This window comes from Streptomyces mutabilis (assembly GCF_046628145.1).
Classification (GTDB): domain Bacteria; phylum Actinomycetota; class Actinomycetes; order Streptomycetales; family Streptomycetaceae; genus Streptomyces; species Streptomyces mutabilis.
Map to the genome: position 1 here is coordinate 3,011,050 of NZ_CP176874.1, position 12,776 is coordinate 3,023,825.

At 72.0% G+C, this 12,776-nt stretch carries 12 protein-coding genes; 7 read left to right on the top strand and 5 right to left on the bottom strand.

Annotated elements, in window-relative coordinates; all coding sequences use genetic code 11:
• The first annotated feature begins 48 nt into the window (after nt 1-48).
• Nucleotides 49-468 (top strand): SsgA family sporulation/cell division regulator, encoded by a 420-nt coding sequence (locus ACLIN4_RS13420; RefSeq protein WP_107479059.1) that lies wholly within the window; start codon nt 49-51, stop codon nt 466-468.
• A gap of 43 nt (nt 469-511) precedes the next feature.
• Here the strand turns inward: ACLIN4_RS13420 and ACLIN4_RS13425 are convergent, their stop codons facing one another.
• The gene (locus ACLIN4_RS13425; protein ID WP_100045665.1) at nt 512-1,960 is read right to left on the bottom strand and encodes an FAD-binding oxidoreductase; all 1,449 of its coding nucleotides are present in this window, start codon (nt 1,958-1,960) and stop codon (nt 512-514) included.
• A gap of 92 nt (nt 1,961-2,052) precedes the next feature.
• Here ACLIN4_RS13425 and ACLIN4_RS13430 point away from each other — a divergent pair, with 92 nt between their 5' ends.
• Nucleotides 2,053-3,450 (top strand): tetratricopeptide repeat protein, encoded by a 1,398-nt coding sequence (locus ACLIN4_RS13430; RefSeq protein ID WP_289903050.1) that lies wholly within the window; start codon nt 2,053-2,055, stop codon nt 3,448-3,450.
• Between the two features lie 9 nt (nt 3,451-3,459).
• Here the strand turns inward: ACLIN4_RS13430 and hppD are convergent, their stop codons facing one another.
• On the bottom strand, nt 3,460-4,605 hold the full coding sequence (gene hppD, locus ACLIN4_RS13435; protein ID WP_019325671.1) for a 4-hydroxyphenylpyruvate dioxygenase: 1,146 nt from the start codon (nt 4,603-4,605) through the stop codon (nt 3,460-3,462).
• Nucleotides 4,606-4,730: 125 nt separating this feature from the next.
• On the opposite strand from hppD, the gene ACLIN4_RS13440 reads away from it, so the two are divergent.
• From ACLIN4_RS13440 to ACLIN4_RS13460, 5 genes are read left to right on the top strand one after another with little or no spacing between them, the layout of a single operon-like run.
• Nucleotides 4,731-5,213 (top strand): Lrp/AsnC family transcriptional regulator, encoded by a 483-nt coding sequence (locus ACLIN4_RS13440; protein ID WP_100045669.1) that lies wholly within the window; start codon nt 4,731-4,733, stop codon nt 5,211-5,213.
• Between the two features lie 32 nt (nt 5,214-5,245).
• On the top strand, nt 5,246-5,893 hold the full coding sequence (locus tag ACLIN4_RS13445; RefSeq protein ID WP_043372492.1) for an ABC transporter permease: 648 nt from the start codon (nt 5,246-5,248) through the stop codon (nt 5,891-5,893).
• On the top strand, nt 5,886-7,151 hold the full coding sequence (locus ACLIN4_RS13450) for a betaine/proline/choline family ABC transporter ATP-binding protein (protein WP_100045664.1): 1,266 nt from the start codon (nt 5,886-5,888) through the stop codon (nt 7,149-7,151). The genes ACLIN4_RS13445 and ACLIN4_RS13450 overlap by 8 nt, the downstream gene beginning before the upstream one ends.
• Nucleotides 7,148-8,002: an ABC transporter permease gene (locus ACLIN4_RS13455; protein ID WP_411575814.1), complete on the top strand. Its 855-nt coding sequence runs from the start codon at nt 7,148-7,150 to the stop codon at nt 8,000-8,002. Before ACLIN4_RS13450 ends, ACLIN4_RS13455 begins: the two co-directional genes overlap by 4 nt.
• A complete protein-coding gene (locus ACLIN4_RS13460) occupies nt 7,999-8,991 on the top strand; it encodes a glycine betaine ABC transporter substrate-binding protein (protein ID WP_381991168.1) in 993 nt (330 codons plus the stop codon). The genes ACLIN4_RS13455 and ACLIN4_RS13460 overlap by 4 nt, the downstream gene beginning before the upstream one ends.
• Before the next feature lie 22 nt (nt 8,992-9,013).
• Here the strand turns inward: ACLIN4_RS13460 and ACLIN4_RS13465 are convergent, their stop codons facing one another.
• From ACLIN4_RS13465 to ACLIN4_RS13475, 3 genes are all read right to left on the bottom strand, one after another.
• Nucleotides 9,014-9,805, bottom strand: a complete 792-nt coding sequence (locus ACLIN4_RS13465; RefSeq protein ID WP_307652743.1) for a S16 family serine protease — start codon at nt 9,803-9,805, stop codon at nt 9,014-9,016.
• 132 nt (nt 9,806-9,937) lie between these two features.
• Complete coding sequence (locus ACLIN4_RS13470; RefSeq protein ID WP_100045660.1) at nt 9,938-10,594, bottom strand: IclR family transcriptional regulator; 657 nt, start codon at nt 10,592-10,594, stop codon at nt 9,938-9,940.
• Between the two features lie 301 nt (nt 10,595-10,895).
• A complete protein-coding gene (locus ACLIN4_RS13475) occupies nt 10,896-12,692 on the bottom strand; it encodes a DEAD/DEAH box helicase (RefSeq protein ID WP_107479053.1) in 1,797 nt (598 codons plus the stop codon).
• Nucleotides 12,693-12,776: the final 84 nt, after the last annotated feature.

Consider the following 12,776-nt stretch of genomic DNA (forward strand, 5'->3'; position numbering starts at 1 on the left):
CCCGTTCCAGGCGGCCCGTGCGGACCGAACGAGAGAGGACAACCCGCCATGCACCCCAACCCGACCGTCGTGGAACGCGAGCTGGAACTGATGCTCGTCCTGTCGCCCGAGCGCGCCATCCCGGTACCGGCACGGCTCGCCTACTACGCCGACGATCCGTACGCCGTCCACGTCACCTTCCACATCAACTCCGGCCACCCGGTGCACTGGACGTTCGCCCGGGACCTGCTGGTGGAGGGGGTCTTCCGGCCGTGCGGGCACGGGGACGTGCGGGTGTGGCCGTCGAAGGCGGACGGCCGCAGCGTCGTACTGATGGCGCTGAGCAGCCCCGACGGCGACGCCCTGCTGGAGGCGCCGTCGGCACAGGTGTCGGCCTGGCTGGAGCGGACCCTCAGGGCGGTGCCGCCGGGGACCGAGGGCGGGCAGCTCGGCCTCGACGACGGGCTGGCCGAGCTGCTCGCCCGGTGAGGACCCGTGCGGTGCGTGCGGGGTCCGCGAGGAGGGGCGGGCGTCAGAAGAGCTTGCCCGGGTTGAGGATGCCCAGCGGGTCGAAGACCTGTTTGACGGCCCGCTGCATCTCCAGTCCCACGGGACCGATCTCGCGCGCCAGCCACTCCTTCTTCAGTACGCCCACCCCGTGCTCGCCCGTGATGGTGCCGCCGAGTTCCAGGCCGAGGCCCATGATCTCGTCGAAGGACTCGCGGGCCCGCCGGGACTCGTCGGGGTCCTGGGCGTCGAAGCAGACCGTGGGGTGGGTGTTGCCGTCGCCCGCGTGGGCGCAGACGCCGATGGTCAGGTCGTACTTCGCGGCGATGCGCTCGATGCCCTCCAGCATGTCGCCGAGCCTCGACCGGGGCACGCACACGTCGTCGATCATCGTCGTGCCCTTGACCGCTTCGAGGGCGGTGAGGGACAGGCGGCGTGCCTGGAGGAGGAGTTCGGACTCGGCGGCGTCGTCGGCGGGGACCACCTGGGTGGCGCCGGCCGCCTCGCACAGCGCGCCGACGGCGGCGAGGTCGGCGGCCGGGTCGGTGGTGTCGAAGGCGGCCAGGAGCAGGGCCTCGGTGGTCTCCGGCAGACCCATGTGGGCGAGGTCGTTGACCGCCTTGACGGTCGTACGGTCCATCAGTTCGAGGAGGGACGGCACGTGTCCGCCCTCCATGATCCGGCAGATCGCGTCGCAGGCGGCCGACGCGGAGGCGAACTCGGCGGCCAGCACCAGCTGCTCGGGCGGCTTGGGGCGCAGCGCGAGGACGGCGCGCACGACGATGCCGAGGGAGCCTTCGGAGCCGACGAAGAGGCGGGTGAGGTCGTACCCGGCGACGCCCTTGGCGGTGCGGCGGCCGGTGGACATCAGGCGGCCGTCGGCGAGGACGACGTCCAGGCCGAGGACGTACTCGGCGGTCACCCCGTACTTGACGCAGCACAGGCCGCCGGAGGCGGTGCCGATGTTGCCGCCGATGGTGCACATCTCCCAGCTGGAGGGGTCCGGCGGGTAGTACAGGCCGTGTTCGTTCACCGCGCGGGAGAGGGTGGCGTTGACGACGCCCGGTTCGACGACGGCGACGCGGTCGACGGGGTTGATCTCCAGGATGCGGTCCATCTTGGTCAGGGAGAGGACCACGCAGCCGTCGGTGGCGTTGGCGCCGCCGGACAGGCCGGTGCGGGCGCCCTGCGGGACGACCGGGACGCGCAGCTCGGTGGCGGTGCGCATGACGTGCTGGACGTCCTCCACGGTGCGCGGCAGGACGACCACGGCGGGGGCGCCTGCCGGGCAGAAGCTCGCCATGTCGTTGGCGTAGGAGGCCGTGATGTCGGGGTCGGTGAGGACGGAATCGGCGGGCAGTCCGGCGAGCAGCCGGTCGACGAGGGTGCCGGGGACCGCCGGGGCGGGGCCCGACGTCGCCGCGGCCGCCGCGTCGTCTTCGTCGCGAGGCGCTTCGATACGGCTCATGATCACAGGTTCGCACCCGGGGCCATCGGTGTGAACCCCGTCGGCGGCACCCGGCGCAAGCCGCGGTGTGCTTGTCGTACGGGCGCACAGTAGGCGCCATGGAGATCGAACGCGGGCGGCGCTCCCGCCGCCGGAACCGGGTGCTGGTCGCCTCCGTCGCCGGGGCCGCCGTACTCGGCGGGGTTCTGGTGCTGCTGCCGTGGGGCGGGGGTGACGCCTCCCCGCCCGCGCCGGGCCCCGCGGCACTGGCGCGCGGTGCGGTGACCACGGGGGTGCCGGCCGCGTTGCCGGACCTGGCGGTGCTGATCGGTGACCGGGAGCGGCATCTGCGGGCGCAGCCGCTGGACGGGGCGTCGTGGGCGGTGCTGGGCGCCGCCTACGTCGAGCAGGGTCGGCGTACGGCGGACGTGGCGATGTGGGCGAAGGCCGAGAAGGCGCTGCACACGTCCCTGAAGGTCGGGGCGGAGCGCAATCCGCAGGCGCTGGAGGGGCTGGCGGCGCTGGCGGTGGCGCGGCGGGACTTCCCGGCGGCGAAGAAGTGGGGGGAGAGCGCGGTGAAGGCGGCGCCGAAGCGGTGGACGGCGCACGCGGTGCTGATCGACGCGTACACCGGGCTCGGCGACGACAAGGGTGTGGGGCGGGCGCTGGAGAAGATGATGGAGCTGCGGCCCGGTGTCCCGGCCGTGGGGGCGCGGGCGGCGGCGGTCTACCGGGACCGGGGCTGGCGGGAGGACGCGCAGGCCCGGATCTCCGACGCGGCGGCCGCGGCGGAGGCTCCGGCCGAGCGGGCGGCGTACCTGGAACAGGCCGGGCGGCTGGCGTTCGAGCGCGGGGAGCGGGAGGAGGCGTTGCGGTTCTTCGAGGAGGCGCTGCGCACCGACCCCGACCAGCGGGCGGCGCAGGCCGGGCAGGGGCGGGCGCTGGCGGCGCTGGGCCGCACGACGGAGGCGCTGTCGGCGTACCAGGCGGCGCTGGCCAAGCGGCCGGACGCGGAGTACGCGCTGGAGCTGGGCGAGCTGTACGAGTCGCTGGGGCTCGGGCAGGCGGCGCGGGTGCAGTACGACCTGCTGCGGGAGCGGGTGCGGCAGGCGGAGGCGGCCGGGGCGGACGAGCGGCTGGTGCTCGGCCGGTTCGAGGCGGACCACGGGGACCCGGCCCGGGCGGTGCGGTTGCTGCGGGAGGAGTGGGGGCGGCAGCCGGGGATCGCGGTGGCCGACGCGCTGGGCTGGGCCCTGCACCGCACCGGTGAGCACGAGGAGGCGCTGGAGTTCGCGACCATCGCGACGGACGGCGACAAGGGCGGCGGGGTGCGCAGCGCGCTGTACGTGTTCCACCGGGGGGTGATCGAGCGGGGGCTGGAGCGGTACGGGCCCGCGCGGCGGCATCTGCGGGAGGCGCTGATGATCAACCCGTACTTCTCGCCGCTGCGGGCGCCGGAGGCGAGGCGGGCGCTGGCGGAGCTGGGCGAGCCCTCGGTGGAGGACCCGCCCCGGTAGCCGGCTCCGTCAGAGGTTGCCGCGCTTGGCCTGCTCGCGCTCGATCGCCTCGAACAGGGCCTTGAAGTTGCCCTTGCCGAAGCCCATGGAACCGTGGCGCTCGATCATCTCGAAGAAGACGGTCGGGCGGTCCTGGACCGGCTTGGTGAAGATCTGCAGCAGGTAGCCGTCCTCGTCGCGGTCGACGAGGATCTTCAGCTCGCGCAGCGTCTCGACGGGCACGCGCGTCTCGCCGGCCCACTCGCCGAGGGTGTCGTAGTACGAGTCGGGCGTGTCCAGGAACTGGACGCCGTTCGCCTTCATGGTGCGGACGGTCTGCACGATGTCGTTGGTGTTCAGCGCGATGTGCTGGACGCCGGCGCCGCCGTAGAACTCCAGGTACTCGTCGATCTGGGACTTCTTCTTGGCGACGGCGGGCTCGTTGATCGGGAACTTCACCTTGAGGGTGCCGTCCGCGACGACCTTGGACATCAGCGCGCTGTACTCGGTGGCGATGTCGTCGCCCACGAACTCCTTCATGTTCGTGAAGCCCATGACCTTGTTGTAGAAGCCGACCCACTCGTTCATGCGGCCGAGCTCGACGTTGCCGACGCAGTGGTCCACGGCCTGGAAGGTGCGGTGGGCGGGAGGCTCGACGATCGGTGCGGCCGCGACGTAGCCGGGCAGGTAGGGGCCGTCGTAGCCGGTGCGCTCGACCAGGGTGTGGCGGGTCTCGCCGTAGGTGGCGATGGCGGCGAGGACGACGGTGCCGTGCTCGTCCTTGACCTCGTACGGCTCCGCGACGGAGCGGGCTCCGTGCTCGACGGCGTAGGCGTGGGCGGCGCGCGCGTCGGGGACCTCGATGGCGAGGTCGACGACCCCGTCGCCGTGCTCGGCCACGTGCCGGGTGAGGAACTCGCCCCACTCGGTGGACGGCTTGATCACCGAGGTGAGGACGAAACGGGCGGAGCCGTTCTCCAGGACGTAGCTCGCGGTCTCGCGGCTGCCGTTCTCCGGTCCGGAGTAGGCGACCAGCTTCATGCCGAAGGCGGTGGAGTAGTAGTGCGCGGCCTGCTTGGCGTTGCCCACGGCGAAGACGACCGCGTCCATTCCCTTGACCGGGAAGGGGTCGGCCTGCCGGGCGGTGTCGGGAGTGTGGTGTGTGGTCTGCGTCATAGCCGCAGGGTCTCCCGCGTCTGCAAGGTGCGCAATAGTTCGTGTTTTCACTGGGCAACCTGACCAGTGACACGGCGGGGAGTGCGGGCGATCTGTACAGGATGACCAGCCTGGAGGGGTGCGGGATGGGGATAGACCGGCTGGACGGGCGGATCATCGGGCTGCTGGCGCGGGAGCCGCGGATCGGGGTGCTGGAGATGTCCCGGCGGCTGGGGGTGGCGCGCGGCACCGTGCAGGCGCGCCTGGACCGGCTTCAGTCGAACGGAGTCATCCGCGGCTTCGGTCCCGAGGTGGACCCGGCGGCGCTCGGCTACCCGGTGACCGCGTTCGCGACGCTGGAGATCCGGCAGGGCCAAGGGGCGGACGTACGGGCGCACTTGGCGACGGTGCCGGAGGTGCTGGAGCTGCACACCACGACCGGTACGGGGGACATGCTGTGCCGGCTGGTGGCCCGCTCGAACGCCGATCTCCAGCGGGTGATCGACCGGGTTGTCGGTTTTGATGGCATCGTCCGGGCCGCCACGGCGATCGTCATGGAGAACCCCGTTCCGCTGCGGATCATCCCGCTGGTGGAGCAGGCGGCCGAGGACAGCGGCAGACGCGACTGAGACCGGTCCGACGTTCCCGGAGGTGAGCGGGCGTGAACTTCTGGGAGTTCCTGGGCAGCCGCCACCAGCAGCTGCTCGCCGACGCGTACCAGCACGCCAGCGCCGTCTTCCAGTGCATGGTCGTGGCGACCCTGATCGGCGTCCTGATCGGCGTCCTGACCTACCGCAGCGACTGGGCGGGGAACCTGGCGACGCTGGGCACGTCGACCATCCTGACCATCCCGTCGCTGGCCATGATCGGTCTGCTCATCCCGATCGTGGGCCTGGGTGTGCCGCCGACGGTGACGGCGCTGACGCTGTACGGGCTGCTGCCGATCGTGCGGAACTCGATCGTCGGCCTGCGCGGGGTCGACCCGGCGCTGGTCGACGCGGCCAAGGGCATCGGCATGTCGCGGGCGGCCCGGCTGCTGCGGGTGGAGCTGCCGCTGGCCTGGCCGCCGATCCTCACCGGTATCCGGGTCTCCACGCAGATGCTGATGGGCATCGCCGCCATCGCCGCCTACGCCTCCGGGCCGGGGCTCGGCAACGAGATCTTCCGCGGGATCGCCTCGCTGGGCAGCGAGAACGCGCTCAACCTGGTGCTCGCGGGCACGCTCGGGATCATCGTCCTGGCGCTGCTGTTCGACGCCGCGTACGTCCTGCTCGGACGGCTGACCATCCCGAGGGGGATCCGTGTCTGAGAACGGCCGCAACGCCACCACCGGGGCGACCATCGAGCTGGAGTCGCTCACCAAGCGCTACCCCGGCAATCCGCAGCCGGCCGTCGAGAACGTGTCGATGGAGATCCAGGCGGGCGAGACGGTCGTCTTCGTCGGCCCTTCCGGCTGCGGCAAGTCCACCACCCTGAAGATGATCAACCGGCTGATCGAGCCCAGCGGCGGCCGCATCCGCATCAACGGCGAGGACGTCACCGACATCGACCCGGTGAAGCTGCGCCGCAAGGTCGGCTACGCGATCCAGTCCTCCGGCCTGTTCCCGCACATGACCGTCGCCCAGAACATCGCGCTCGTACCGAAGATGGTCGGCTGGTCGAAGTCCCGCATCCGGTCCCGGGTGGAGGAGATGCTGGATCTGGTCGGCCTGGACGCCGGGGAGTTCCACGGCCGCTATCCGCGCCAGCTGTCCGGCGGCCAGCAGCAGCGGGTGGGTGTGGCGCGGGCGCTGGCGGCCGATCCGCCGGTGCTGCTGATGGACGAGCCGTTCGGCGCGGTGGACCCGATCACGCGGGACCACCTCCAGGACGAGCTGATCCGGCTCCAGCACGAGCTGCACAAGACGATCGTCTTCGTCACCCACGACTTCGACGAGGCGATCAAGCTGGGCGACCGGATCGCGGTGCTGCGCGAGCGCTCCCACATCGCGCAGTTCGACACCCCGGAGGCCATCCTCACCAACCCGGCGGACGACTTCGTCTCCGGTTTCGTGGGCGCGGGGGCGGCGCTGAAGCGGCTGAACCTGACCCGGGTGCGGGACGTCGGCATCACCGACTACCCGACGGTGACCGTCGAGGACCCGCTCCAGCAGATCTTCAACCAGCTCCGGGCGGCCGGCACCAACGAGATCCTGCTCCTGGACCGGCGCCGCCGCCCCTACAAGTGGCTCAGGCGCGGCGACCTGATGCGGGCCAAGGGCTCGCTGGCGCGGGCCGGGACGCTGGTCCACGACACGGTGACCCGGGACGCGACCCTGCGGGACGCGCTGGAGGCGGTGCTCACCGACAACACGGGGCGGGTCGCGGTCACCGGGCGGCGCGGCGAGTACGAGGGCGTCGTCGACATGGAGACGCTGCTGAACTCCGTGCACGAGCTGCTGGAGGCCGACCGGCTGGACGCGCTGGAGCACCAGCACGACCTGGAGGAGACGCGGGCCGAGCAGACCCACGCGGAGCAGGAGGGCTTCGGCGGCGTCCAAGGTCCCGGAGGGGAGGCGAAGGCGTGAGGGCTTCTGCCGGCCGGCGGCCCGAGGGCGGGCGCGGTGTCGAGGAACCGGCGTACGAGGACGACGACGAGTTCGAGCACGAGCCCCCTCCCCCGTCCCCGGCGGAGACGAAGCGGCGGGTCGGCTGGCGGAAGCTGACCTTCCTGCCCGCGCTCCTGGTCGCCGTGCTGCTGGCGACCTGGCTGTGGTTCCGGCAGGCCGACCTGGACGCGCTCAGCCGCAACGCCCTGTCCGACGGCCAGGTCACCAAGGCGCTGTGGCAGCACGTGCAGCTGACCGTGATCTCCACCTTCTTCGTGCTGATCATCGCGATTCCGCTGGGCATCCTGCTCACCCGCCGCATGTTCAGGAAGGCGACGCCGGTGGCGATGGCCTTCGCCAACATGGGCCAGGCGACCCCGGCCATCGGCCTGCTGGCGCTGCTGGTGATCTGGCTGGGCATCGGCCGCCGGGCCGCCCTGATCGGCATCATCGTCTACGCCGTCCTGCCGGTGCTCTCCAACACCATCGCCGGCCTCAAGGCGAACGACCCGACGCTGCTGGAGGCGGCCCGCGGCATCGGCATGTCCCCGCTGGGCGTGCTGACGCGGGTGGAGCTGCCGCTGGCCGTCCCGCTGATCCTGGCCGGGGTGCGCACCGCCCTCGTCCTCAACGTCGGTACGGCGACGCTGGCGGTCTTCGGCGGAGGCGGCGGCCTGGGCGTCCTGATCACCACCGGGATCACCAGCCAGCGGATGCCGGTCCTGGTCCTCGGCTCGATCCTCACGGTGGCCCTGGCGCTGCTGGTGGACTGGCTGGCCTCGCTCGCCGAACTGCTGCTGCGGCCCCGCGGCCTGGAGGTGCGGACATGAGCGCGCGCACGGGACGGGGCGGCGGACGGCGCCGTACGTGGCTGCTGACGGCGGCGCTGCTGGTGGCGGCCTCCGGCTGCGGGCTGACCAGCGGCTCCCCCATGGTCGACGACGTGGAACCCGGCACGATCGGGAAGGGCCGGCCGCTGGAGGGTGCCGATCTGACCGTCGTGTCCAAGCAGTTCACCGAACAGCTCGTGCTCGGCGCGATCATGGGCATCGCCTTCCAGGCGGCGGGCGCGGAGGTCCTGGACCGCACCGGCATCCAGGGCTCGGTCGGCACCCGGGCGGCGGTGGAGAACGGCGACGCGGACGCCACGTACGAGTACACGGGCACCGCCTGGATCACGTACCTGGGGCACGGCGAACCCATCCCCGACCCGCACGAGCAGTGGGAGGCGGTGCGCAAGGAGGACCTGAGGAAGGGGCTGACCTGGCTGCCGCCGGCCGAGCTGAACAACACCTACGCGCTGGCCATGAACCAGGCCAACTACAAGAAGTACCGCACGAAGACGCTGTCCGAGGTGGCCGAGCTGTCGAAGAGCGACCCGGGCGCGGTGACGCTGTGCGTGGAGGTCGAGTTCGCCAACCGCGCGGACGGGCTGCCGGGCATGGAAAAGGCGTACGGGATGGACATCCCGGCCCGCAACATCACGGAGATGGACACCGGCATCATCTACACCCAGACCGCCGACGGCGCCTGCACCTACGGCGAGGTGTACACCACCGACGGGCGGATCAAGTCGATGAACCTGGTGGTGATGGCGGACGACAAGAAGTTCTTCCCGAACTACAACGCCGCCCCCATGATCCGCACCGCCACCCTGGAGAAGTGGCCGGCGATCGCCTCCGTGCTCGCGCCGGTGACCAAGGCGCTGAACAACGACGTCGCCCGGGAACTGAACGCCAGGGTCGACGTGGAGGGGCAGGACCCGCACCAGGTGGCGCTGGACTGGATGATCGAGAAGGGCTTCGTGAAGGAGGGCTGAGGAGCCGCGGGGCCCGCCCGGCTCAGCAGGCGGGGACCTCGCCCTTGCCCGTGCTCAGGGCCCGCAGCGCGTCGACCGCGCCCTTCAGGGTGGTCACCGGGACCAGCCGCAGCCCCTCGGGCAGCTCCGCCTGCGCGTCCGAGCACTCCGCCTCCGGCACCAGGAAGACCGTGGCCCCGTCCCGCCGGGCGGCCTGCGTCTTCAGCGGTACGCCGCCGACCGCGCCGACCTTGCCGCCGGCGGTGATCGTGCCGGTACCGGCGATGATCCGGCCGCCGGTCAGATCGCCTCCCCGGCCGTCGCCCTCCAGCTTGTCGATGATCCCGAGGGAGAGCAGCAGACCGGCGCTGGGGCCGCCGACGTCCCCCAGGTCCAGCTTCACGTCGATGTCGGACCCGTCGAGGTCCAGGTAGTCCAGCGCGGCCGTCGTCGCCGTGTTCTGGGACTCCCGCATCTGGTCGAGGTTGTACTTCTCGATCTCCTTGACGTCGTCACCCTCGGGGTAGACGGCGTCCCGCGGCATGACCGCCCGGTCGGTGTCGAACCAGTTGCCGAGCACGTCACCGAGCGACACGTGCGCGTCGGGGCCGGTCGCCACGATCGTCGTCATCCGCAGCTGGCCCTCGGTGTCCCGGGTGGGCGCGCCCGAGATCCTGATCACCTCGTCGCCCTGGTACTCCTTGAGCACGTCGGCCGTCGACCCGGGCTGCGCCACCGCGAACGGCAGCGGCGCGAACACGGCGGTGGCGAGCAGCGCCACCACGGGGGCGGCACAGACGGCGAGGGCCTGGGGGCGCGTGAGACGAGAGAGCACGAGGTCAATCTAACGCGAGGGCATGGCCGCGCAGGCCGGTGGGCAACCGCCCGCCGCCCCGCCGCGGGCAGCCGCACACTCCGCGCGGCGCGCCCCGCGCCGGCGCCTGCGCCGCGCACCGGCCGAGCGGCGTCACCGCAACGCCTCGGCCACCTCCCGAGCCGCGTCCATCACCCGCGCTCCCACCCGCTCCGGCACCACGTCCGCCAGCATCACCACGCCCACGCTGCCCTCGACCCCCGTCACCCCGAGCAGCGGCGCGGCCGCCCCGCAGGCGCCGGCCTCCAGCTCCCCGTGGGTCAGGGTGTAGCCCGGCCACTCCCCCTCCTCGGCGGGCTGCGCCCGCTGCCGCGCGGAGAGGATCGCCTTCCCCGCGGCCCCCCGCTCCAACGGGTGCCGGAAGCCGGCGCGGTAGGCCACGTGGTAGTCCGTCCAGGTCGGCTCGACGACGGCCACGGCCAGCGCCTCCGCCCCGTCCACCAGCGTCAGATGGGCCGTCGCCCCGATGTCCTCGGCCAGCGACCGCAGCGCCGGCATCGCCGCCTCGCGCACCAGCGGGTGCACCTGGCGGCCGAGGCCCAGCACCCCTAGCCCGACCCGGGCGCGGCCGCCCAGGTCACGGCGTACGAGTGCGTGCTGCTCCAGCGTGGCCAGCAACCGGTACACGACCGTCCGGTTCACGCCCAGTCTGTGGGAAAGCTCGGTGACGGTCAGCCCGTGGTCCGTATCGGCCAGCAGCTTGAGGACCCGCAGTCCCCGATCGAGCGTCTGAGAGGTCTCCGCGGTCACGACGCCCACTCCTTAGTGGTGAGGTCGGCGGCCCCCTCGCGGCGGTTGCGTCACCGAGTCCCGTCAGTGACGCGCTTCAGAGGCCGCCGGTCGGCTGACGGCCCGGCCCTGTGCCCGGCCCAGTCGCTTCACGGCTGCGCTCCGCGGCGGCGCTGCCACGGGGCGTGTGCGTAGCGGGACAGTAGCGACCAGGTTCGCTCAGCGGAAGGCTCCGTCCAGAATCCGGGCGGCGGCCGGTGCGGACTGACTGTGTTTGTCCGGGTACGTACAGCGCACGCGGACGCCGCCCGCTTCCCGCCCGTCACTTCATGCGGGTGGCCCACTCCTGCACCTTGGCGATGCGCTGGCGCAGCTGCCCGGCGGTGGCCTCCGCGCTGGGCGGACCGCCGCAGACGCGGCGCAGTTCGGTGTGGATCACGCCGTGCGGTTTGCCGCTCTGGTGAACGTAGGCGCCGACCATGGTGTTGAGCTGCTTGCGCAGCTCCATCAGCTCCTTGTGGGAGACGACCGGCCGCCGCTCGGCGGGCAGTTCGAGCAGGTCGGCCTCGTCGTCGGGCTTCTTGCGGCTGTGCGCGATCTGCCGGGCCTGCCGCTTCTGGAGCAGCAGCTGCACCTGGTCGGGCTCCAGCAGTCCCGGGATGCCGAGGTAGTCCTGCTCCTCCTCGCTGCCCGGGTGGGCCTGCATACCGAACTCGGCGCCGTTGTACATGACCCGGTCGAACGTGGCCTCGGACTCCAGCGCCTCGAAGGCGAACTGCTCCTGCTCGCCGGTGTCCTCGTCCTGCTCCCGGTTCGCCTCGTCCATCTCCTTCTCGGACTCGGCGTAGGGGTCCTCCTCGCCCTCCTTCTTGGGCTTGTCGAGGACGTGGTCGCGCTCGCGCTCCATCTCGTTGGCGAAGGTGAGCAGGTCGGGCACGGTGGGGAGGAAGACGGAGGCCGTCTCGCCGCGGCGCCGGGACCGTACGAAGCGTCCGACGGCCTGGGCGAAGAAGAGGGGGGTGGAGATGGTGGTGGCGTACACACCGACCGCCAGGCGCGGCACGTCGACGCCCTCGGACACCATGCGGACGGCGACCATCCAGCGGTCGGTGCTCTGGCTGAACGTGTCGATGTTCTTGGAGGCGCCGACGTCGTCGGAGAGGACGACGGTGGCCTTGCTGCCGGTGATCTCGCGGATCAGCTTGGCGTAGGCGCGGGCGGAGTCCTGGTCGGCGGCGATGACGAGGGCGCCGGCGTCCGGGATGGCCTTGCGGACCTCGGTCAGCCGCTGGTCGGCGGCGCGCAGCACGGCCGGCATCCACTCGCCGCGCGGGTCGAGCGCGGTGCGCCAGGCCTGGCTGACGGCGTCCTTGGTCATGGGCTCGCCGAGCCGGGCCGCGATCTCGTCGCCGGCCTTGGTGCGCCAGCGCATGTTGCCGCTGTAGCTCATGAAGATCACGGGGCGGACGACCCCGTCGGCGAGCGCGGAGCCGTAGCCGTAGGTGTAGTCGGCGGCGGAGCGGCGGATGCCGTCGTTGCCCTCCTCGTACGTGACGAAGGGGATCGGGTTGGTGTCCGAACGGAACGGCGTACCGGTCAGCGCGAGCCTGCGGGTGGCCGGCTCGAACGCCTCCAGGCATGCCTCGCCCCAGGACTTGGAGTCACCGGCGTGGTGGATCTCGTCGAGGATGACGAGGGTCTTGCGCTGCTCGGAGCGGTTGCGGTGCAGCATCGGGCGCACGCCGACGCCGGCGTAGGTGATGGCGATGCCGTGGTACTCGCGGCTGAGCGGGCCGGCGCTGTACTCGGGGTCGAGCTTGATCCCTATCCGGGCGGCGGCCTCGGCCCACTGCTTCTTGAGGTGCTCGGTGGGCGCGACGACGGTCACCTGCTGCACGACGTGGTGGTGCAGCAGCCAGGACGCCAGCGTCAGCGCGAAGGTGGTCTTGCCGGCGCCGGGTGTGGCGACCGCGAGGAAGTCCCGGGGCTGCTCCTGGAGGTACTTCTCCATCGCCCCCTGCTGCCAGGCCCTCAGCTTGCTGGCGGTGCCCCACGGGGCACGGCCGGGGAAGGCCGGGGAGAGGTGGTGCGTGGTGCTGGAGCTGGCGGTGGTAGTCACGGTCTCCGAAGGGGGTAGAACGGCTCGGCCACGTATGACAACCGGGCCACCCTACCGGCGGCCCGGCGCGGTCGACGCGCACAC